Source organism: Stenotrophomonas maltophilia group sp. P373, from assembly GCF_053295075.1.
Genome location: NZ_CM129994.1, coordinates 3,270,701 through 3,291,159, shown reverse-complemented (window position 1 = coordinate 3,291,159; position 20,459 = coordinate 3,270,701). Strand labels below are relative to the sequence as shown.

General features: G+C 66.4%; 16 protein-coding genes and 1 riboswitch. Of the genes, 7 read left to right on the top strand and 9 right to left on the bottom strand.

Annotated elements, in window-relative coordinates:
- Positions 1–33: 33 nt before the first annotated feature.
- Positions 34–636 carry a TetR/AcrR family transcriptional regulator gene (locus ACSYHF_RS15315; RefSeq protein WP_005418411.1) on the top strand — a complete coding sequence of 201 codons (603 nt, stop codon included), beginning with the start codon at positions 34–36 and terminating at the stop codon, positions 634–636.
- A gap of 141 nt (positions 637–777) precedes the next feature.
- Here the strand turns inward: ACSYHF_RS15315 and ACSYHF_RS15310 are convergent, their stop codons facing one another.
- From ACSYHF_RS15310 to hslO, 3 genes are all read right to left on the bottom strand, one after another.
- Positions 778–3,660 (bottom strand): TonB-dependent receptor domain-containing protein, encoded by a 2,883-nt coding sequence (locus tag ACSYHF_RS15310; protein WP_111129172.1) that lies wholly within the window; start codon positions 3,658–3,660, stop codon positions 778–780.
- A 374-nt stretch (positions 3,661–4,034) separates the two neighbouring features.
- The gene (locus ACSYHF_RS15305) at positions 4,035–4,883 is read right to left on the bottom strand and encodes an XOO1806 family protein (RefSeq protein WP_061478882.1); all 849 of its coding nucleotides are present in this window, start codon (positions 4,881–4,883) and stop codon (positions 4,035–4,037) included.
- A gap of 116 nt (positions 4,884–4,999) precedes the next feature.
- Positions 5,000–5,893, bottom strand: coding sequence for an Hsp33 family molecular chaperone HslO (hslO, locus tag ACSYHF_RS15300; RefSeq protein ID WP_005418408.1), 894 nt, complete (start codon positions 5,891–5,893; stop codon positions 5,000–5,002).
- A 77-nt stretch (positions 5,894–5,970) separates the two neighbouring features.
- Here hslO and mtgA point away from each other — a divergent pair, with 77 nt between their 5' ends.
- From mtgA to ACSYHF_RS15285, 3 genes are all read left to right on the top strand, one after another.
- Positions 5,971–6,720 (top strand): monofunctional biosynthetic peptidoglycan transglycosylase, encoded by a 750-nt coding sequence (gene mtgA, locus ACSYHF_RS15295; protein ID WP_005418407.1) that lies wholly within the window; start codon positions 5,971–5,973, stop codon positions 6,718–6,720.
- Between the two features lie 61 nt (positions 6,721–6,781).
- Positions 6,782–7,801: a glycosyltransferase family 2 protein gene (locus ACSYHF_RS15290; protein WP_262221062.1), complete on the top strand. Its 1,020-nt coding sequence runs from the start codon at positions 6,782–6,784 to the stop codon at positions 7,799–7,801.
- Positions 7,761–8,192, top strand: coding sequence for a CBS domain-containing protein (locus ACSYHF_RS15285; RefSeq protein WP_005418405.1), 432 nt, complete (start codon positions 7,761–7,763; stop codon positions 8,190–8,192). Before ACSYHF_RS15290 ends, ACSYHF_RS15285 begins: the two co-directional genes overlap by 41 nt.
- A gap of 431 nt (positions 8,193–8,623) precedes the next feature.
- Here ACSYHF_RS15285 and ACSYHF_RS15280 read toward each other — a convergent pair whose 3' ends face one another.
- The 4 genes from ACSYHF_RS15280 to ACSYHF_RS15265 form a co-directional block, all read right to left on the bottom strand.
- On the bottom strand, positions 8,624–10,549 hold the full coding sequence (locus ACSYHF_RS15280; RefSeq protein ID WP_447576443.1) for an AsmA family protein: 1,926 nt from the start codon (positions 10,547–10,549) through the stop codon (positions 8,624–8,626).
- Positions 10,550–10,679: 130 nt separating this feature from the next.
- On the bottom strand, positions 10,680–11,318 hold the full coding sequence (trhA, locus tag ACSYHF_RS15275) for a PAQR family membrane homeostasis protein TrhA (protein ID WP_005418403.1): 639 nt from the start codon (positions 11,316–11,318) through the stop codon (positions 10,680–10,682).
- 159 nt (positions 11,319–11,477) lie between these two features.
- Positions 11,478–13,082 (bottom strand): peptide chain release factor 3, encoded by a 1,605-nt coding sequence (locus ACSYHF_RS15270; RefSeq protein ID WP_005418402.1) that lies wholly within the window; start codon positions 13,080–13,082, stop codon positions 11,478–11,480.
- Positions 13,083–13,148: 66 nt separating this feature from the next.
- Positions 13,149–14,033 carry a M23 family metallopeptidase gene (locus ACSYHF_RS15265; RefSeq protein WP_262221064.1) on the bottom strand — a complete coding sequence of 295 codons (885 nt, stop codon included), beginning with the start codon at positions 14,031–14,033 and terminating at the stop codon, positions 13,149–13,151.
- A 147-nt stretch (positions 14,034–14,180) separates the two neighbouring features.
- Positions 14,181–14,299, top strand: a riboswitch (SAM riboswitch).
- Positions 14,300–14,374: 75 nt separating this feature from the next.
- Between ACSYHF_RS15265 and metX the strand changes: the two genes are divergently transcribed.
- Genes metX through ACSYHF_RS15250 form a run of 3 tightly spaced genes read left to right on the top strand, consistent with a single transcriptional unit; the run spans position 14,375 to position 17,702 of the window.
- Entirely contained in the window at positions 14,375–15,406 is a 1,032-nt protein-coding gene (metX, locus tag ACSYHF_RS15260) for a homoserine O-succinyltransferase MetX (RefSeq protein WP_005418400.1), read from the top strand.
- Positions 15,403–16,638, top strand: coding sequence for an O-succinylhomoserine (thiol)-lyase (locus ACSYHF_RS15255; protein ID WP_005418398.1), 1,236 nt, complete (start codon positions 15,403–15,405; stop codon positions 16,636–16,638). The genes metX and ACSYHF_RS15255 overlap by 4 nt, the downstream gene beginning before the upstream one ends.
- A complete protein-coding gene (locus tag ACSYHF_RS15250) occupies positions 16,635–17,702 on the top strand; it encodes a homoserine dehydrogenase (RefSeq protein ID WP_447575778.1) in 1,068 nt (355 codons plus the stop codon). Before ACSYHF_RS15255 ends, ACSYHF_RS15250 begins: the two co-directional genes overlap by 4 nt.
- 108 nt (positions 17,703–17,810) lie before the next feature.
- Here ACSYHF_RS15250 and ACSYHF_RS15245 read toward each other — a convergent pair whose 3' ends face one another.
- Both ACSYHF_RS15245 and ACSYHF_RS15240 read right to left on the bottom strand, forming a co-directional pair.
- Positions 17,811–18,806 (bottom strand): alpha/beta fold hydrolase, encoded by a 996-nt coding sequence (locus ACSYHF_RS15245; RefSeq protein ID WP_069139380.1) that lies wholly within the window; start codon positions 18,804–18,806, stop codon positions 17,811–17,813.
- 175 nt (positions 18,807–18,981) lie between these two features.
- On the bottom strand, positions 18,982–20,364 hold the full coding sequence (locus tag ACSYHF_RS15240) for an L-serine ammonia-lyase (RefSeq protein ID WP_065178205.1): 1,383 nt from the start codon (positions 20,362–20,364) through the stop codon (positions 18,982–18,984).
- Between the last annotated feature and the right edge of the window lie 95 nt (positions 20,365–20,459).

Here is a 20,459-nt window from a genome sequence, read left to right as displayed (position 1 = left end):
GCAACGAACCCCGGCGTATGGTTAAATCAGTCCATGAATCAACCTGACGCTTCCGCCGGCGAACCGCGCGCCGGCCGCAACAGCCGCCTGAGTGCCGAAGACTGGGCCCAGGCGGCCCTCGATCTGATTGCTGAACAAGGTGTCGGCGCCGTCGCGGTAGAGCCGCTGGCACGGCGGCTCGGCGTTACCAAGGGCAGTTTCTACTGGCATTTCCCTTCGCGCGATGCATTGCTGCAGGCGGCGCTGGAACGCTGGGAACTGTTCGAACAGGAACAGGTGTTCGGCAGCCTGGAAGACGTACCGGATCCGCGTGTGCGCCTGCGCCAGCTGTTCCAGATGGTGGCGCATGAAGTGCAGCCGCACATCATCTACAGCGAGCTGCTGAAGGCATTGGATCATCCGATGGTGCGGCCGGTGATCGACCGGGTCTCGCAGCGTCGCCTCGACTATCTGGTCGCCTCGTTCCGCCAGGCCGGCCTCAGCTCGACCGATGCGCGTCATCGCGCACGCCTTGCGTACGCCGCTTATGTCGGCTTCCTGCAGTTGTCGCTGCAGCTGCAGCAGCCCAAGCAGGCGCGCGAGGATTTCGAAGCGTACGTCGAGCATCTGATCGAGACGCTGATTCCGAACGGATGAGCGCCCGGAAATGATCTCGAAGGAAGGCCGCAGCGATGCTGCGGCCTTTTTTGTTGTGCGCTGGCCAGCGCCCGTCCATGGCGCACAAAGAACAACGGCCCCTTTCGGGGCCGTTGCTGCATCAGCTGATCAGGTTCCCGATCAGAACTTCTGCTTGTACTGCATGTAGATCAGGCGACCGATGTCGTAGCCGCCGTAGTAGGAGTACTGCGAGTTCGGCGCCGAGTACATCTGCGGGCCGTAGTGGTCGAACACATTGCGCGCACCGACCGCGATGGTCGCATTCCACGGCGCGTTCCAGGAGAACTGGACGTCGTGGAAGGTGGTGGCGCCGCGCTTGTTCTGCGCCTGGTTGCGAGCCGGATCCGGCGAGCCGTAGTCAGGCAGCGAGCACTCGGTGGCGTAGTAGCAACGCTCCTTCACGCTGGAGAAGTAGCGGGTGCCCCAGGTGATGCCGAAGTCGCCGAATTCCCAGCCAACGGTCAGGTTCGAACGCAGGCGGAAGTTGCTGCCGAAGCCATTGTAGATCTGCACCGGGGAGTCATCATTGGCCGTCTTCAGAACGTTCTTGGTGACGTAGGTGTTCTGCAGGTTGAAGTTGAAGCTGCCCCAGGTGTCGGTCGCATAGCGGTAGCTTGCATCGAAGTCGAAGCCTTCGGTTTCGATGAAGCCGGCATTGCGGCTGCCGTAGGTCAGGTTGTTGACGTAGCCGAGCGTGGCGTCACGGGTGAAGGTGCTGCAGCGCTCAGCAATGCCCAGAACGTAGCAGTCGTTCAGCTGATCCGTCGGGGTATCGGAAACGATCGTGTTCTCGATCTTGATGTTGAACCAGTCCAGGCTCAGGTTCAGGCCCGGGGCGAAGGTCGGGCTCCAGACCAGGCCAACGGTCTTGGACTTGGACGTTTCCGGAGTCAGGTTCGGATTGGAGCCGGAGGTGAACGGCACCGGGCTCTGCTCATCCGGGCCTTCCGCCGGGACGTAACCCTGCTTCAGCTGGCGGAAGTTCGGGGCCAGGGCGCCCAGGGCGGCAGCGCATCGCTGGGCCGTGGCGGCATCGGTTGCGGCCAGACCGAACGAGGTATCGCACGGATCGGTGAAGTACTCGAAGGACTGCGAGCTGCCGCCGTACAGGTCGGCGATGGTCGGCGCGCGGAAGCCTTCGGAGTAGGTCGCACGAACCAGCAGCTGATCGATCGGGCGCCACTTCAGGCCGAACTTGCTGTTGGTCGTGTTGCCGAAGGTGCTGAAGTCGGAGAAGCGGGTGGCTGCGCTCAGGCTCAGTTCCTTGGCACCGGGCAGGTCGGCCAGGATCGGTACGTTCAGCTCCAGGTACACTTCATTGACGTCGTACTTGCCGCCGGTCGGGCCAGCCGCCAGGTCGGTGGAGTAACCCGACTGCGACAGCGCGTCCGGATTGAAGTTGCCCTTCTCCTCGCGGTACTCGTAACCCAGTGCGAAGCCCAGGTCGCCTGCCGGCAGGGTCAGGATGCTACCCGCAATGTTGGCGTAGTAGGACGTCATCGTGGTTTCGCCGACGTTGTGCGTCGTCGGGAACAGGAACTGCTGCAGGTCCGGATTGCCGGTCAAGCCGCCATCACCGGTGCGGCCGAACGGAATGGCCGGGTTCCACGGGATGCAGCCGCCGGCGCCGGGGCCGTAGGCCGGGTTGGTGCCCGCAGCCAGGCCCGCTGCGGTTCCGCACTCCACGCGGCCGGTTGCCGGGTTGTAGAACGAGGCCCCGGTGGCGGCGTTGGCAGCCAGGACGTTGTAGTTGCCGGTCTGGCTCTGGTTGTTTTCGGAGTTCTGGTAGAGGTAGCCGGCTTCCCAGTCGAAGTACTTGTCATTGAACTGGAACGAGCCCTGCAGCGCGCCGCTGAAGCGGAACGTCGTCAGCTTGTTGTTGGAAACGCGCGGCACTTCCCAGCCACGGCGGACATACGCCATATCCTGGCCGAACGGGTTGTAGTAGCTGTTGGCCGACCAGATGGAACCGAGGTTGGCGTAGGCTTCGGACTGCAGCGGGTAACCGGCCACCTGCGCTTCCGATTCGCGGCGGGTGTACAGCAGGTCACCGCTGAAACGGACATTGTCGGTAAGGTCGTACTGCAGGTTGGCGAATACGCTGCGACGCTTTGTCGGGGTCAGCAGCTGCATCTGCTGGTTGGAGTTGCTTACGTCACCGGTGATCGGGGTCAGGTCGGTTTCGTGGAAGTCCGCCGCGTTGTAAGGATTGCCGCCGCGATTGAGGGTGAGCGACGGTGCGTCCGGATCGGTCGGGTCGAACACCGAGCCCCACTGGCTGACCGAGGTCCAGCCGGCGGTCGGATGGCGATTGGTGCGCGACGATTCGGAGAACCAGCGATCCTTTGCCCACACCGCCTTTTCGTTGGAGTACTCGGCACCGATGGTGATCGAGCCGCGATCGCCGGTGAAGCCGGCAACGAAATCGGCGCTCTGCTTTTGGCCGTCGCCTTCACTGTACTGCCCGGTGTAGGCGTTGACTTCCAGGCCTTCGAAATTCTTGCGGGTGATGATGTTGATCACGCCGGCCATGGCATCGGAACCGTACACCGAGGAAGCACCGTCCTTCAGCACGTCGATGCGCTCGACGATCGCCGACGGGATCTGCGACACGTCCTGATAACCGCTGACGCTGGCGCCGAGGCGCTTGCCGTCGACCAGGATCAGGGTGCGCTGTGCACCCAGGTTGCGCAGGTCGATGTAGTAGCCGCCGACCATTTCACCAGAGGACAGCGGTTCGGAACGGCTGATGGCCGGGCTGCCGGCGGCAGAAATGTTCTGCAGCACGTCAGCAACCGTCTTGAAGCCGCTCTTTTCGATGGTGGCGCGGCTCAGGCTCAACACCGGCTGGGCGGTTTCGGTATCGACCTGACGGATGCGCGAACCGGTGACCTCGATGCGGTCGAGGTTGGTCGCTTCCTGGGCGTGGGCCGTCGCGGTGGTGGCACCGGCGACAAGCGCGATCACAACTGCGTCACGCAGCTGGCTGGACTTGAGTTTCATTGGCTCTCTCTCTCTCCAAGAAATCTTGGCTGGGGTTAGTGCCCGGCGGGGGAGCGAAAAAGCGCTCCCAAATCGCGAGGCTGACCCGATAGTAACGGGCGTTCGCCAAGAATTAAAGCTGTGTTAATGAAGTCTGTGATTTTGGTAAAAGAGCGCTTTTTCCAGCCCAATCAACGGGTTGCTGGTATGGTCATGCTGATCTGCCTCGTTTGTTAACGCAGAATAATGAAAAAAGTTTCGACTGATATGTATCCCAATATGTCGATACGCTCTGCGGTCGATACCGCTCATGCGAGTGCGAGGCTGGCACGCAGATGCAAAAAGGCGCCTTTCGGCGCCTTCGGGAATATCGTTGCTGAACCTGACTGAGGGGATCAGAGATCCTGTTCGTAACGCACGTACGGCACGGTGCCGTCGTCGTTGCTTTCGTTGCGCGGGGAGAACGGATTCTTGCCGCGGCTGATCACGTTCTCGGCGCCGACGGTCAGCTGGCCGGACCACGGAGTACGCCAGGTCAGGCCGATGCCCAGGCCTTCGAACTTGCCGGGCTTGCCCGGCACGTCGACCACGCGGCCGATGATGCTGCCGGTGAAGTTGCCGTAACCGGCACCGATGCTCAGGCTCTTGCTGTCCCAGCGATCGACGATGGCCGGCGAAGCGTCGGCCAGCGGTACCAGGCGTGCCTTGGCGTAGGTACCGGCGATGGAGACGAAGCCTTCGCGGCCGATGTTCTTCTGCGCGAACACGGTCAGATCGTTCTGCTCGGCGCGCAGCGAGGGTGTCTTGTTCGGGCCCGACAACCAGGCGGGCAGGGTTTCACGGCCGGTGCCGGCGGTGATGCCCAGGCGGCTGTTGCCGCGGTTCAGCGCGGCGGTACCGCTGAAACGACGGCTGTTCAGATCGTCCTCGTCGCCCAGGCTGGCCAGCATGCAATGGCTGGCCAGGCCGCTGATGCTGGTGCCGCTGCTGCTGTTGCAGAGCAGGCCCAGCGAATCGCCGGAGGACAGGCCAAAGGCCGCGTCCAGCGAATTGCGGCCGAAATGCCAGCGGGCGCCGGCTGCCTGTTCGCCGGTCGGCTCCAGGTACAGCAGCGCCTCGACCTTGCCGCTGCCCTTGTTCCATACCGGCAACACGGTGCGGGTGTCCTTGCTCTGCGCATGCACGCCCGTGATCGCGCCAAGGGCGATCAGCAGGGCCAGCGGTAGACGCAGGAAGGTACGCATCGGACCAGTTCAGACAGGGACGGACAACGGAAGTTCCCGTGGGGACGGGAACTCGATCCTAGGGTGTTTATGAATTCTTAACAAGCCTTGATCCTCCCCAGGTACAAGACTGCCGTTTACTGAAGTCGTTCAGGCGCCGCTACAGCCCCCTGGGCGCCGTGGAACAGTATGCCGAACTCCGTCAATGGAAAGTGATACTCACGCCCGCAGAATTCGCAACGCACCTCGACGGCGCCGGTGGCCTCGGCGGCCGCGCGGGCCTCCTCTTCCCCCAGCGACTGCAGCATGCCGGCCACCCGCTCGCGCGAGCAGGAGCAGGCAAAGGACAGCGGCTTGCCGCCCAGCAGTTCCGGCCGCTCCTCGTGGAACAGGCGGTGCAGCAGCTGCTCGGCCGGGGTCGCCAGCAGTTCGGCCTTGCCCAGGGTTTCGAACAGGGCGCTGGCGCGGGCCCAGCCATCCTCGTCGCCTTCGTCGCCCGGCAGCTTCTGCAGCAGCAGGCCGGCGGCACCGTTGCGGTCGGCGGCCAGCAGCAGGCGGGTCGGCAGCTGCTCCGACTGGCGGAAGTAGTCCTCGAAGGCCTCGTCCAGTTCCGGCGCAGTCAGCGCGACCAGGCTCTGGTAGCGCTGCGGCTCGCGCGGGTCCAGGCCGGGGTTCTCGATGGTGATGGCGAGAATTGCGTCATCACCGAGGCGGGACAGGTCACGCGGTGCGTCGCCACCCTCGCTGAGCTGGGCGATACCGCGCAGGGTGCCGGCGGCGGTGCATTCGGCGAACAGGGTGCGCAGCGCGGTGCTGCTGCGCAGCTGCACCGACAGGCGCCCGTCGATCTTGGTGTGGCCGGTGAACAGCGCCGAGGCGACGCAGGCCTCGCCAAGCAGTTCGGCAGCGGCGTCCGGGTAGGCGGCATGGGACAGGATTTCCTGCCAGGTGGCCTGCAGGTGCACATGCACGCCACGCACGCCGGCGTCGGGGAGCAGGAAACGGATCAGGGAATCGGGGTTGGCGGTCATCGGCTCACATCGCGCGTAAACGGGGGCGGTTGCCGGATAATGCGCCGACAACCAGACAGAAGAAGGATGCACCAGTAATGGGGGCAGCGGGAGAGCAGCACAAGGTAGAGGCCGTGGTCGCCGCGCCGCGCCGGCGACGCTGGCGCTGGAAGCGGCTGCTGTGGCTGCCGGTGCTGCTGGCCGCCTTCAGCTGTCTGCAGGTGCTGGTGCTGCGGTTCATCGACCCGCCGGTGTCCATGGTGATGCTGTGGCGCTATGGCGAGGCGCTGGGCGAGGCCGACTGGTCCTATCGGCTGCATTACCAGTGGCGCGACCTCGACCAGATGGCACCGAGCCTGCCGATCTCGCTGGTGGCGGCCGAGGACCAGCGCTTCCCCGACCACAACGGCTTCGACCTGCAGGCCATCGAAAAGGCGCGCGACCACAACGCCAGGGGCGGGCGCCTGCGCGGCGCAAGCACGATCAGCCAGCAGGTGGCCAAGAACCTGTTCCTGTGGCAGGGCCGCAGCTGGATCCGCAAGGGCCTGGAAGTCTGGTACACGGTGCTGATCGAGGCGCTGTGGCCAAAGGAGCGGATCCTGGAGATGTACGCCAACATTGCCGAATTCGGTGATGGTGTGTATGGCGCGCAAGCGGCAGCGCAGAAATTCTGGGGCAAGGATGCTGCTCGGCTGAGCCCGGCCGAGAGCGCGCGCCTGGCCGCGGTATTGCCGGCACCGCGTCGTTACAACGCGGCAAAGCCTGGGCCGTATGTGCAGCGGCGGGCCGCGTGGATCCAACGCCAGGCGCGCCAGCTGGGTGGTGCGTCCTATCTGTCGGAGGACTGAGCCCGGCGCTGCAATTGGCGAACGACGGGCCGGGCGCGTGCCGGCAACGTACAATCCGGGCATGACCCGCGAACGGCTTACCTTCGTCATCGCCGCCTACAACGAGGCCCTGGCACTGCCGCTGCTGCATCCACGGCTGTGCGCGGTGCTCGACGGCATGCCCGACATCGACGGTCACATCCTCTATGTGGACGACGGCAGCCATGACCGCACCTGGGAAGTGATCGCCGGGCTGGCCCAGGCCGATGCACGCGTATCGGCGCTGAAGCTGTCGCGCAACTTCGGCAAGGAAGCGGCGCTGACCGCCGGCCTGGATCTGGTGCACGAGGGTGCGGCGATGATCCTCGATGCCGACGGCCAGGACCCGCCGGAGCTGGTGCCGGAGTTCGTCGCGCGCTGGCGCGAAGGTCATGACAACGTCTACGGCACGCGCATGGCCCGCGATGGCGAGGCCTGGATCAAGCGGGCCACGGCAGCGATGTTCTATCGGGTGATGGGCCGCCTGTCGCGGACACCGATTCCGGCCGATACCGGGGACTTCCGCCTGCTGTCACCGCGCGCGCTGAACGCCCTGCGCGGGATGCGCGAGCGCCACCGCTTCATGAAGGGACTTTTCAGCTGGGTGGGATTCAAGCGGATCGCCGTGCCCTACCACCGCCACGCACGTGTGGCCGGCAGCAGCAAGTTCAGCCTGTGGCGGCTGTGGAATTTCGCCCTCGAAGGCATCACTGGGTTCTCGACCGTGCCGTTGCGGGCGGCGACCTACCTCGGGCTGGCAACCGCGGCCGTCGCTTTCGTGTTCGGCCTGTGGGTGATCGTGAAGGCGGCGCTGTATGGCGACCGGGTGGCGGGCTGGCCGACGATGATGGCGGTGATCCTGTTCCTGGGCGGCGTGCAGCTGATCGCGCTTGGCCTGATCGGTGAGTACCTGGGGCGGCTGTACGAGGAGTCCAAGCAGCGGCCGTTGTACCTGGTTGACGCCTGGCTAGCATCGTCCGTGGCAGACTCGGTCCCGCAACCCACCCTGGGAGGGCAGGCAGATGACCACGGTACGGCAACTGTTGGACGGCAAGTCTCCTGAAGTACATGCGGTCGCGCCGGATGCGGCGGTGATCGATGCGATCCGGTTGATGGCGGAAAAGGGCATCGGTGCGGTGCTGGTGATGGACGGCCCGCGGCTGGTGGGAATCCTGTCCGAGCGTGATTACGCGCGCAAGATCGTGTTGCGTGATCGCTCTTCGCGCGATACGGCGGTGGCAGAGATCATGACGTCGCAGGTGGTGACGGTGTCGCCGGGCGAGCAGGTGGAGCATTGCCTGCAGTTGGTGACCGATTATCGCATCCGCCATCTGCCGGTCGTGGAGGGCGCGCAGGTGCTGGGGGTGATCTCCATCGGCGACCTGGTGAAGTCGGTGATCGATGCGCAGCGGCGGGAGCTGGATCAACTGCAGCAGTACATCGTCGCCGGGTGAGGGTGTCGCTGGCGGGCCTGCGGCCCGCCGGCCCGCTTTTCGAAGCTCAAAGCCAAAGCCAAAGCCAAAGCCAAAGCCAAAGCCAAAGCCAAAGCCAAAGCCAAAGCCAAAGCCAAAGCAGCGCCTTCCTGACACGTTGGGAGACGGAGGGTGCGGCTGGGCAGGACACGCCATAGACCCATCCATGGGGGCTCGATGGCGCCATCCATGGCGCCAACGGTCCTGCCCAGCCGCACCCTCCGCCTCTGGACACATTTCTGCGAGCGCGGTGCCTCGCCTTTGGTAGCTGCCAACCTTGGTTGGCAACAGCTTTTGACTTTGCTTTTTTCTTTTGACTTTGAATTTCCACTCTCGTTCCGCGCGCGCAGGAAACTGTCACCCGTCCCCCTCAAGCCACCATCAATGCAGGCGCCGCGAACAACGCTGTAACCCTACTTCGCATACTGCCCGCCGCAGTCGGCATCCTTGCCCGGCCCCAGCTCGATCGTCGCCAGCAAGGCCGCCGGCGGGGCGATGCTGCCCAGCGCCAGGGCCACCGCACCGCGGATGCCCAGCGCCTTGAAGTCCGGGCGGAACGACGGGTCCTTGAACGTGCCGGCAATGTGCAGCGGCGAGCGCAGTACCAGGATGCTCCTGTCCTTTGGGCGCGGCTTCAACAGCAGGTCCAGGGTTTCGTCGCGCAGGCTGACGGTGCCTTCGCCGATGAGGATCGTGTCGGTGGTGTCCACCGCCAGCGCCTGGCTGGTCATCAGGCCGTCGCGCACACCGAAGTCGGCGAAGGCGCAGCGCAGGGGAATCTGCTTGTCGCCGGTCACCAGGAATTTCAGCGATTCGGTGATATCCAGGCCGGCCAGCTCCATCACCAGGTTGCCGACATGGCCACGGCCCATCGCCAGGCCGACCTTGCCGCTGCTGCTGCCGAGCATCGCGGCGATCGAATTGCCGCGGCCACTCAGGTCCACCTCACCGCCGATGCCGCCCTTGGCCTGTTCGGCCAGCTTGGCATCGGGGAACAGCTGGCCCAGCTGAACGCCGCGCACGCTCGCCTTCAGCGCAGTGCTGATCTGCGGCTGGCGTGCGTCCATGCGGATGGTGCTGCGGATATCGCCGCCGGCGACGCCGAAGTTCAGTGGTGCCAGCCGCAGCACCCCGTCATCCAGCAGCAGATGGGCATCCATGTCGTCCAATGGCAATGACGGTGCGTTGATGCGGTGGGCCTTCCAGCGCACATCGGCATCCATCGCACGCAGCTTGCCGAGGTTGTAGGGCGTGTCCGGAAGCACGCGCGCGCGCGCGGCCACCCGTGCGGCCTCGGCCTTCTGCTCCGCATTGGCGGTTTCGCCGCCGCCGGTCTTCGGCGGCGCGCCGACGAAGCCGGCCAGGTCATCGAAGTCCAGGCGCTTGGATTCCAGCGTCGCGGTCAGCCGCGGACGGTCGCGGCCCACCTCGAACTGAAGACTGCCACCGAGGTCGCTGTCGCCCACCTTGCCGGTGAAACCGTCGTAACGCCAGACGTCGTGGTCGCGTTTCAGGCGACCGTTCAGCGCGTAGGGCGGGGACGGCGGAATGGCGATGCCGAGCAATGGGTAGAGATCGGCCAGGTCCTGGCCACTGAGTGCGAACTGTAGGTCGAACACGCGCAGCTGGAACGGATTGGTCAGCGTGCCGCTGGCCACCGCGTGGGTGGCGCCGGCGCGTCCGTCGAGGTGGATGCGGAACGGGTGGTCGCTGTTGGTCAGTTCCAGCGGTGATTCGGTTCCGCCCTGCAGGGTGAACGGGTTTCCCTGCCAGTGGCCCTTGCCCTGCACCAGCAGCGGCGGCGAGGCATCGGCCTGCTTCGGCTGGCCGTTGCGCACGCCCACGCGGATATCAGTACGGCCCGGTGCGTCGAGGAACTGCAGCCGGCCGTCGTCGATGCGCAGGCGCTTGAGCTGCGGGCTGGTGCCGCCAGCGCTGTCACCGAGGAAGTCCCAGTTGCCCGGTTCGCCCTTGCGAGGGGCGGTTTCCAGCAGCACGTCCGGTCGGGTCAGGCGCACTTCCGGCAGCTGCACGCTGCCGCGCAGCAGGGGCCACACGCGCACATCGATCTCGACGCGGTCGGCCGTGGCCATGTTCGGCTGCCTGGCCCAACCGGCATTGGCGAAGGTGATCGCATCGGCACGGATGGTGCTGGTCCGGCCGAGGTCGACATCCAGATGGCCGATGTGCAGTGCGCGGCCGGTACGGGCCTGCACGGCGTGCTCAACCGGGCCCTTGAACCAGTTCCAGTCCCACAATGCGATCAGTACCAGGATCGCCGCGAGCAGGAAGATCAGCAGCGTCAACCAGCGCCGGCCTCGCGGGCCGGGGCGGCGCAGGCGCCAGCGGTTCGTGCGCTTTGTGGCAGGGGAGGCGGCGGCATTCACGCTGCCATGGTTGCCCCCTCATCGTGGACGGGGCGCGAAGCGTCCATGTGCGCGGCGTGCACGCGCCACGCACGGGCCGGTGCTACAGCACCTGCATGGTGACCGCGACGAAGTGGCAGACGCTGCCACCGATGACGAACAGGTGCCAGATCGCATGCGAATAGGGAATCGATTCGCGGTGGTAGAAATAGGTGCCCAGCGTGTAGGACAGGCCGCCGGCCAGCAGCCAGCCCAGCGTCCAGCCGTCGATCGAGGCCAGCATCGGCTTGACCGCCACGATCACCAGCCAGCCCATGGCCACGTAGATGGCAGTGGACAGGCGCTTGAAGCGACCGGTGTAGAACAGCTTGAACACCACGCCGGCCAGGGCCAGGGTCCAGATCGCGGCGAACAGGCCCCAGCCCCACGGGCCGCGCAGGCCGATCAGGGTGAATGGGGTATAGGTGCCGGCGATCAGTACGTAGATCGCACAGTGGTCGAACACTTTGAGCCGGCCCTTGGCGACCGGGTGCTGGATGGCGTGGTAAAGGGTGGACGCGGTGTACAGCAGCAGCAGCGCGATGCCGAACACGATGGCGCCGGCCAGCTGCCAGCCATCGCTGTAGATTGCGGCCAGGGTGATCAGCACCGCGCCGGCGCCCAGGGCGAGCACGGCACCGAGGCCATGGGTCAGGGCGCTGGCGATTTCTTCGCGGATCGAAGCAACGGAAGTCGTGGACATGGCGTAGGCATCGTTCGCGGGGAGGGGGACCCGCACCCCCCTATCATCGCCGCGATGGGCGGCACGTGCACGCCCGTCACCGTATGGTGGGTGAATCCCTGGGTTGCGCCGGCGGGGTCAGAGCCCTTTCCTTGCGGAAAGGGATCCGACCCCGTGGCATCAGCCTGCCGAAACGGTGTGCGCCGCTTCGCGTGTGGCCGAGAAACGCACATCCGGCGAGCGTTCCTGGGCCAGCTGCAGGTTGACCCGGGTCGGAGCGAGGTAGACCAGGTGGCCGGCCGCATCCAGCGCCAGGTTGAGCGCGTTCTTCTCGCGGAACTCTTCCAGCTTCTTCTCGTTGCTGCAGTGGACCCAGCGCGCAGTGGTCACGCTGACCGGCTCGAAGGTGGCTTCCACACCGTACTCGTCCTTCAGGCGGTAGGCGGCCACGTCGAACTGCAGCACGCCGACGGCACCCAGGATCAGGTCGTTGCTGGTCAGCGGGCGGAAGAACTGGGTCGCGCCTTCCTCGGACAGCTGGGCCAGGCCCTTCTGCAGCTGCTTGAGCTTGAGCGGATCACGCAGGCGTGCGCGGCGGAACAGTTCCGGGGCGAAGTTGGGAATGCCGGTGAAGGTCACCGCTTCGCCTTCGGTGAAGGTATCGCCGATGGAGATGGTGCCGTGGTTGTGGATGCCGATCACATCGCCGGGCCACGCTTCGGCTGCGATCTCGCGGTCGCTGGCCATGAAGGTCAGCGCGTTGGCCAGCTTCATTTCCTTGCCGGTGCGCACGTGGAAGGTCTTCATGCCGGCGCTGAAACGGCCCGAACAGACCCGCATGAATGCCACGCGGTCACGGTGCTGCGGGTCCATGTTGGCCTGGATCTTGAACACGAAGCCGGTCAGCTTGTTCTCTTCCGGTGCGATTTCGCGGCCGGTGGTGGTTCGCGCCTGCGGCGACGGCGCATGCTCGACGAAAAAGTCCAGCAGCGGCTGCACGCCGAAGTTGTTCACGCCCGAGCCGAAGAACACCGGGGTCTGCTTGCCGGCGCGGTAAGCGTCCAGATCGAACGGATGGCTGGCGCCCTGCACCAGTTCCAGTTCGTCGCGCAGGTCGGCCAGCATCTGTGCACCGATCTTCTCGGCCAGGCCGGGCGCATCGATGGACGGGAAGATGGTCGAGTCCTGGCGGGTGAAGTTGCGACCCGGTTCGTACAGGTGCACTTCGCCGGTCAGCAGGTGAACCACGCCCTTCAGGCGCTGGCCCATGCCGATCGGCCAGGTGACCGGCGCGCACTGGATGCCGAGCACGGTCTCCACTTCATCCAGCAGCTCGATCGGGTCCTTGCCCTCGCGGTCGAGCTTGTTGATGAAGGTCATGATCGGGGTGTCGCGCAGGCGGCACACCTCCATCAGCTTGATGGTGCGCTCTTCCACGCCCTTGGCTACGTCGATCACCATCAGCGCCGAGTCCACTGCGGTCAGCACGCGGTAGGTGTCCTCGCCGAAGTCGGCGTGGCCAGGGGTGTCGAGCAGGTTGACGATCTTGCCTTCGTACGGGAACTGCATCACCGAGGAGGTGACGGAGATGCCGCGTTCCTTTTCCAGCGCCATCCAGTCGGAGGTGGCGTGGCGGGCGGCCTTGCGGCCCTTGACCGAACCGGCCATCTGGATCGCGCCTCCGAACAGCAGCAGCTTTTCGGTCAGCGTGGTCTTGCCGGCGTCAGGGTGGGAAATGATGGCGAAGGTGCGGCGACGCGACGCTTCGGTGGCGACTTCGGACATGGCAGTGGCGCCCGCCCGGGGCGCTTTTCAAAGAGATAAGCGCCCGATTATACCGGCCGGGGCCGGTCAGCGCCCGATACCGCCGTCGGCCTCGCCGTGGCGGGCGAACTGCAGCTGGCCCTGCCCGGCGAAGATGCGCACCGGCACCGAGCGCAGGCTCATGCCGCGGTTGACCTGCACCACGAAGTGCAGGTGCGGCGCAGTGCTGTAGCCGCTGTTGCCGGACAGGCCGATCGGTTGCCCGGCTCCCACCGCCTGGCCGCGGCGCACGCGCATGCCGCCGGCCTGGAGGTGGCCGTACAGGGCCATGCTGCCGTCGCTGTGCAGCACGCGGACGAAATTGGCACGGGCACCATCGCGCTCGCGGTCCTGGCCGTTGCCACGGAAGCCATCCTGGATCTGCATCACCGTGCCCTCGCGCGCTGCCAGCACCAGGGTGCCCTCCGGCAGTGCGAAGTCGACCGCGTCGCGGTTCTCCTCGTCGTCATGGCTGAATCGCCCCTGCGGCGCCTGGTCCACACGCAGGCGGGCCGCATCGAACGGCAGGCGATAGCCGACATCTTCGGCCTGTGCGGCAGGGTTGCCCGGCACCGACTGCAGGCGCAGATCCAGCATGCGGCCATTGATCGGGGCGGGCAGGTGGCCGACCACCAGGCTGCTGTCGCCCTGGATCAGCGACTCGACCGGGAGGCCTTCGACCGGGTGTCCGGGGGCGGCGCGCAGCTGGATCTGCAGCGGCCCTGCCAGCCCGTTGTCGATCCGCGCCTGCCATTGCGTACCGACCGGCTGCAGGCGCAACCGGGCCATGGGGGCGGCGCCCTCGGCACTGCCTGCGCGGGTGGCAGGCGCGGAAGGGGGAGCCAGTCCCCAGCCCTGGCGCCAGTCGCCGGCGTGTGCGGTCGCGCTCGCCAGCAGAGGCAACAGCAGGCAGGACAGGGGCAGGCGCGGCATCGGCGTTTCCAGCGAGAGGACCGCCGGGACTGTACCCGATCCTGAACGGGGCGACCGGGACGGCCCTCGCAGACTGATTCTGGAAATATCTATCGCTTTATCCGCATGAAGGGATTGACAGTGCCGGAAAGGGCTGGCATCGTGGCTCCACCATCGAGACCGGCAGAGGGACAGGCCCTTTGAAGCCGGGGCAGCCCGCAGGCGCGCAAGCGTCTGCGTAGGTGCCAAATCCTGCGGGGACCGTGGCGTCCACCGAAAGATGGTTCGAACCATGCACCCCACGTGCATCTCGAACGCGGGCCCGCGAGGCTCGATGGCCGATTCCCCAACCGGATCCCGCCATGAGCTTCGCTGCCAGTACCGCCATTCGCCCCGAGCCCTTCGTCCCCGTCAGCGTGCCGGTCGCAGACCGCGTGCACGCCGAGCGCGGTGAGTTCGCCGCGGTGCTGTCGATGCGCCATGCAGGCCCCAGCCCGGTGCGCCTGCGCTATGAGTGGGTGGGCCCGGCCAACGCGCCGGTGGTGGTGCTGGCCGGTGGCATTTCCGCCCATCGCCACGTGGCGTCCAACGCACAGTTCAGCGAGAAGGGCTGGGCCGAAGCGCTTGTGGGTACCGGCCGCGCGCTCGACCCGCAGCAGCTGCGCGTGCTGGCCTTCGATTTCATCGGTGCCGACGGTGCACTGGATGTGCCGATCGATACTGCCGACCAGGCCGATGCGCTGGCGCTGCTGCTGGACCATCTCGGCATCCGCACGCTGAAGGCCTTCGTCGGCTATTCGTATGGCGCGCTGGTCGGCCAGCAGTTCGCGATCCGTCACCGCGCCCGCGTGCGCCAACTGGTGCTGGCCAGCGGCGCGCACCGCCCGCATCCCTATGCGGCCGCGTGGCGCGCGCTGCAGCGCCGCGCGGTTGCGCTGGGCCAGCTGCAGTGCGGCGAAGACCACGGCCTGGCCCTGGCCCGGCAGTTCGCCATGCTCAGCTACCGCACCCCGGAAGAATTCGGCGAGCGCTTCGACGCTGCCCCGGAGGTCATCAATGGCCGCGTGCGCGTGGCCGCCGAAGACTACCTCGACGCCGCCGGCGCGCAGTACGTCGCGCGCACGCCGGTGACCGCCTACCTGCGCCTGTCCGAATCGATCGACCTGCACCGTGTCGACCCCGCCGCGATCCTGCCGCCGACCGTGGTGGTGGCCGTGGAGGGCGACCGCCTGGTGCCGCTGGCCGACCTGGTCGGCCTGGTCGAAGGGCTGGGCCCGCGCGGCAGCCTGCGCGTGCTGCGTTCGCCCTATGGCCACGACGCCTTCCTCAAAGAAACCGATCGCATCGACGCGATCCTCGCCACCGCCTTCCGCACTTCTGGAGAGTCCGCATGAGCCTGCACGCCAACGAGCCGTCCTGTAGTCGCACCACTGCCGCCGTCCGTGCGGGCATCGATCGGGACACCGCGCATGGCGCGGTCACGCCGCCGATCGTGCTGTCGTCGAACTTCAGCTTCGAAGGCTTCGGCAACAAGCGCCAGTACGACTACACGCGCAGTGGCAACCCGACCCGCGACCTGCTGGGTGAGGCGCTGGCGGAACTGGAAGGCGGCGTCGGTGGTGTGGTCACCGCCACCGGCATGGGCGCGATCAACCTGGTGCTGAACGCACTGCTGCAGCCGGGCGATACCCTGGTGGTGCCGCACGATGCGTACGGTGGCAGCTGGCGCCTGTTCAATGCGCTGGCCCGGAAGGGCCACTTTGAACTGGTCACCGCCGACCTGACCGATCCGCGCGCACTGGCACAGGCGTTGGCCACCCAGCCGAAGCTGGTGCTGGTGGAAACGCCGTCCAACCCGCTGCTGCGCATCACCGACCTGCGCTTCGTCATCGATGCCGCGCACAAGGCCGGCGCACTCGTGGTGGTCGACAACACGTTCCTGTCACCAGCGCTGCAGCAACCGCTGTCGTTCGGTGCGGACCTGGTGCTGCATTCCACCACGAAGTACATCAACGGCCACAGCGATGTGGTGGGCGGGGCAGTGGTCGCGCGTGATCCGGCAGTGCACGAGCAGCTGGTGTGGTGGGGCAACGCGCTGGGCCTGACGGGTTCACCGTTCGATGCCTTCCTGACCCTGCGTGGCCTGCGCACGCTGGATGCGCGCCTGCGCGTGCATCAGGAAAATACCGCCTCGATCGTTGCCCTGCTGGACCAGCATCCGGCCGTCGGCAGGGTGTACTACCCGGGCCTGGCCGAACATCCCGGCCATGCCATCGCGGCGCGCCAGCAGAGCGGTTTCGGCGCGATGCTGTCGTTCGAGCTTGCGCACTGCGCCGGTGAAGATCCGCACGCGGCAGTGCGCGCATTCGTGGATGGCCTGCGCTGCTTCACCCTGGCCGAATCGCTGGGCGGCGTCGAAAGCCTGATCGCGCATCCGGCGACCATGACCCATGCGGCGATGACCGCCGAAGCACGCGCAGCGGCCGGTATCAGCGAAGGGCTGCTGCGTCTGTCGGTCGGCATCGAGGCCGAGCGCGACCTGCTGGCCGATCTCGGTGCCGCGCTGCAGCGCGCCGAAGTCGTGATCGATGCGGCCGCACGCCGCAAACAGGTGGTGGATGCATGAGCGCACTCGCTGCTGAAATTCCGGCGCTGGGCGCGGGACGCCTGGCGCTGCTCGGTACTGGCACAGTCGGCTCGGCCTTCGTGCAGCGCTACCAGACGCTGCGAGCTCGCGGTCTGGAACTGCCGAGCGTGCAATGGCTGGCCAACTCGCGCACTGCGCTGGAGATCGATCGTGACCTGGCGTTGCCGCTGGAACTGGCGCGACGTGCGCCACGCGATGGCCAGAGTTCGCCGGCGTGGGCCAGCACCGAAGGGCTGGAGCGTGGCGATGTGGTGGTCGATGCCACCGCCAGCGAAGACGTGGCCGCACGTCACGTGCAGTGGCTGGCGCGCGGCGTGCATGTGGTGACAGCCAACAAGCTGGGCCGTGGTGCGCAGCTGGCACGCGCGCAGGCCATTGCAGACAGCTGTGCCGACAGTGGTGCGCGCTATGGTGACAGCGCCACCGTCGGTGCCGGGCTGCCGCTGCTGAGCAGCCTGCGCGCACTGGTGGCCGGTGGTGATCACATCCATGCCATCGAGGGCGTGCTGTCCGGTTCGCTGGCGTGGCTGTTGCATCGCTATGACGGCAAGTCGCCGTTCTCGGCGGCGGTGCGCGAGGCGCTGGCGGCCGGCTACACCGAGCCGGATCCGCGACTTGACCTGTCCGGCGAGGACGTGCGCCGCAAGCTGCTGATCCTGGCCCGCAGCAGCGGGCTGGCGCTGGATGCTTCGCAGGTGCAGGTGGACTCACTGGTACCTGAAACGCTGGCCGCGTTGCCGCTGGAGGGCGCAGTGGCTGCGCTGGAGCAGCTGGATGCGCCGCTGCAGGCGCGTTGGCAGCGGGCACGCGAAAACGGCCGCGTGTTGCGTTTCGTCGGCCGTGTTGACGGTGGGGGTGCGCAGGTGGGCCTGCGCGAGCTGCCGGCCGATCACCCGTTGGCGCAGGGTGCGGGGACCGACAATCGCGTCGCCATCCACAGTGATCGCTACCGTCGCCAGCCGCTGTTGATCCAGGGCCCGGGTGCGGGCGCGGAAGTCACCGCCGCCGCGTTGCTGGATGACGTGCTGCGGATCGTCGGCTGATCGCACAGTTCTTGTAGAGCCGAGACCATGCTCGGCTGCTCCTGGCGAGATCCCCTCCTGCTGGATAAGCCGAGCATGGGCTCGGCTCTACACGAGCACGCTAGCTGATCAGCGGGACTTCAACGCCTTCAACAAGGCGCTGTTGAACTGCTTCGGGTCCTGCACCTGCGGCGAATGGCCCAGTTCGGCGAACTCGACCAGCGTCGCGCCGGGAATCGCTGCGGCCGCCGCCTTGCCGAGCGCTGGATAGTTGCCCAGCGTCGCCTTCACCGAAGCCGGCGCCAGGTCGCGGCCGATCGCGGTGCGGTCCTTCTGGCCGATGAACAGCGTGGTCGGCACCTGCAGGTTCTTCAGTTCGTAGACCACCGGCTGGTTGAACACCATGTCCGAGGCCAGCGCCTGGCTCCATGCAACGGCCTGCTTGCCGGGCCCTTCGTACATGCCTGACTGCATCCGCGCCCAGGGTTCGTAGGCCGGCTTCCATTTGCCGTCGTAGTACACATCCAGCTGGTAGCGGCGGATGCTGTCGTAGCTGATGTTCATTTCACCGGCATACCACGCGTCGACGCTGCGCCAGGGCACGCCCAGCGCTTTCCAGTCTTCCAGTCCGATCGGGTTGACCAGCGACAGGCTGCGCAGGTCCTGCGGGTACATCAGCGCGTAGCGCACGGCCAGCATGCCGCCCATCGAATGCCCGACCAGGTGCACCGGCACGTCGCCCAGTTGCAGCTGCTGCAGCAGGGCATGGGTATTGGCTGCCAGCTGTGCGAACGTGTACTGATAGCGCTCGGGCTTGCTGGATTTGCAGAAGCCGACCTGGTCCGGAGCGATCACCCGATAGCCGGCGGCAACCAGTGGCTTGATCGATTCCTTCCAGGTGGCGGCGCAGAAGTTCTTGCCGTGCAGCAGCACCACCACACCGATGGGCGCCTTCTTCGGCGCGATGTCCAGGTAGGCCATTTCCAGCGGCTGCCGCTGCGATTCCAGTGCGAAGGTCTTGACCGGATAGCCGTAGTCGAAGCCCTCAAGCCGCGGCCCGTAGGTGGGGGCGGCCAGGGCGGTCAGCGGAAGGCAGGCAAGCAGGGCGGCAGCGATCACGCGCATGGGGCAATCCGGGGTGGGGGAGCCCCGAGCCTAACCGGAACGCGGTGACGGTGTCGTCCGACCGGCCAGGGACAACGGGGTAGAGTCGACTGTCAGTCGACTGCTCTTCGATCAGACCGCGAAAATCCCGCGCTGCACGCGATAGTCGACCAGCGGTCGACTCTACCCAGGGTCATCAGCACTCGATGACGTTCACCGCCAGGCCACCGCGGCTGGTTTCCTTGTACTTGTCCTGCATGTCGCGGCCGGTATCGCGCATGGTCTTGATTACCTTGTCCAGCGACACCTTGTGCTTGCCGTCGCCACGCATCGCCATGCGCGAGGCATTGATCGCCTTCACCGCGCCCATCGCGTTGCGTTCGATGCAGGGAATCTGCACCAGGCCACCGATCGGGTCGCAGGTCAGGCCCAGGTTGTGTTCCATGCCGATTTCCGCGGCGTTCTCGATCTGGCTGGGGTTGCCGCCCAGTGCCGCGACCAGGCCACCGGCCGCCATCGAGCAGGCCACGCCAACCTCGCCCTGGCAGCCCACTTCGGCGCCGGAAATCGAGGCGTTTTCCTTGTAGAGGATGCCGATCGCCGCCGAGGTCAGCAGGAAGTCGAACACGCGCTGTTCGTTCGCGCCCGGGCAGAAGCGATCGAAGTAGTGCAGCACCGCCGGCAGCACACCGGCCGCACCGTTGGTCGGCGCAGTCACTACGCGGCCACCGGCAGCGTTCTCCTCGTTCACTGCCAGTGCGTACAGGTTGACCCAGTCCAGCGTGGTCAGCGGGTCGCGCATCGCCGCTTCCGGCTTCGACGACAGTTCGCGGTACAACGCCGGCGCACGACGGCCCACCTTCAGGCCACCCGGCAGCACGCCTTCCTCGCGGATGCCGCGCGCCACGCACGACTGCATCGCACTCCAGATCTCGCGCAGCCGCGCGCGGATCTCGTCTTCGCTGCGCCAGCACTTCTCGTTCTCGAACATCAGCTGGGCAATGCTCAGGCCGCTGCGCGCGGTCTGCGCCAGCAGCTCGTCGCCGCTCTTGAACGGGTAGGGCAGCGGGGTCTCGTCGGGCACGATGCGATCATCGGCCGCGTCGTCCTGGTTGACCACGAAGCCGCCGCCGACCGAATAATAGTCGCGGGTGGCGATCACTTCGTCGTCGGCGTTGTAGGCAGTGAAGCGCATGCCGTTGGTGTGGTAGGGCAGCTTCTGGCGCTTGTTCATGCCGAGGTCGCGCTTCTCGTCGAAGGCGATCTCGTGCTGGCCCATCAGCTGGATGCGCTTGCTGCTGCGGATGCGCTCCAGCGTGGCCGGAATGATGTCTGGATCGATCAGGTTCGGCCGCTGGCCTTCCAGGCCCAGCAGGATCGCCTTGTCGGTGCCGTGGCCGCGGCCGGTCAGTGCCAGCGAGCCATAGACATCGGCGCGGATGCGCGCGACCTCGTGCAGGCGGCCCGGGTCGAGCAGCCAGCGATGGATGAATCGCTCGGCGGCCTTCATCGGCCCGACGGTGTGCGAGGAACTCGGGCCAATGCCGATCTTGAAAACGTCGAACGTGCTGACAGCCATGGTTGCCGTACTGCGGGTACCGGAAGAGATCGCTATTCTAGCGGTTCACGCCGCACTTCCATGGCTGCGGCGCAGCATTTCCGCCACGGGAGCCC

Coding starts and splice junctions, on each gene's coding strand:
- ACSYHF_RS15240 (WP_065178205.1), bottom strand. CDS start 20,364: ATGGCTGTCAGCACGTTCGACGTTTTCAAGATCGGCATTGGCCCGAGT.
- ACSYHF_RS15305 (WP_061478882.1), bottom strand. CDS start 4,883: ATGCGTACCTTCCTGCGTCTACCGCTGGCCCTGCTGATCGCCCTTGGC.
- ACSYHF_RS15255 (WP_005418398.1), top strand. CDS start 15,403: ATGAGCCTGCACGCCAACGAGCCGTCCTGTAGTCGCACCACTGCCGCC.
- metX (WP_005418400.1), top strand. CDS start 14,375: ATGAGCTTCGCTGCCAGTACCGCCATTCGCCCCGAGCCCTTCGTCCCC.
- mtgA (WP_005418407.1), top strand. CDS start 5,971: ATGGGGGCAGCGGGAGAGCAGCACAAGGTAGAGGCCGTGGTCGCCGCG.
- ACSYHF_RS15265 (WP_262221064.1), bottom strand. CDS start 14,033: ATGCCGCGCCTGCCCCTGTCCTGCCTGCTGTTGCCTCTGCTGGCGAGC.
- ACSYHF_RS15285 (WP_005418405.1), top strand. CDS start 7,761: ATGACCACGGTACGGCAACTGTTGGACGGCAAGTCTCCTGAAGTACAT.
- ACSYHF_RS15315 (WP_005418411.1), top strand. CDS start 34: ATGAATCAACCTGACGCTTCCGCCGGCGAACCGCGCGCCGGCCGCAAC.
- ACSYHF_RS15245 (WP_069139380.1), bottom strand. CDS start 18,806: ATGCGCGTGATCGCTGCCGCCCTGCTTGCCTGCCTTCCGCTGACCGCC.
- hslO (WP_005418408.1), bottom strand. CDS start 5,893: ATGACCGCCAACCCCGATTCCCTGATCCGTTTCCTGCTCCCCGACGCC.
- ACSYHF_RS15270 (WP_005418402.1), bottom strand. CDS start 13,082: ATGTCCGAAGTCGCCACCGAAGCGTCGCGTCGCCGCACCTTCGCCATC.
- ACSYHF_RS15250 (WP_447575778.1), top strand. CDS start 16,635: ATGAGCGCACTCGCTGCTGAAATTCCGGCGCTGGGCGCGGGACGCCTG.
- ACSYHF_RS15290 (WP_262221062.1), top strand. CDS start 6,782: ATGACCCGCGAACGGCTTACCTTCGTCATCGCCGCCTACAACGAGGCC.
- trhA (WP_005418403.1), bottom strand. CDS start 11,318: ATGTCCACGACTTCCGTTGCTTCGATCCGCGAAGAAATCGCCAGCGCC.
- ACSYHF_RS15310 (WP_111129172.1), bottom strand. CDS start 3,660: ATGAAACTCAAGTCCAGCCAGCTGCGTGACGCAGTTGTGATCGCGCTT.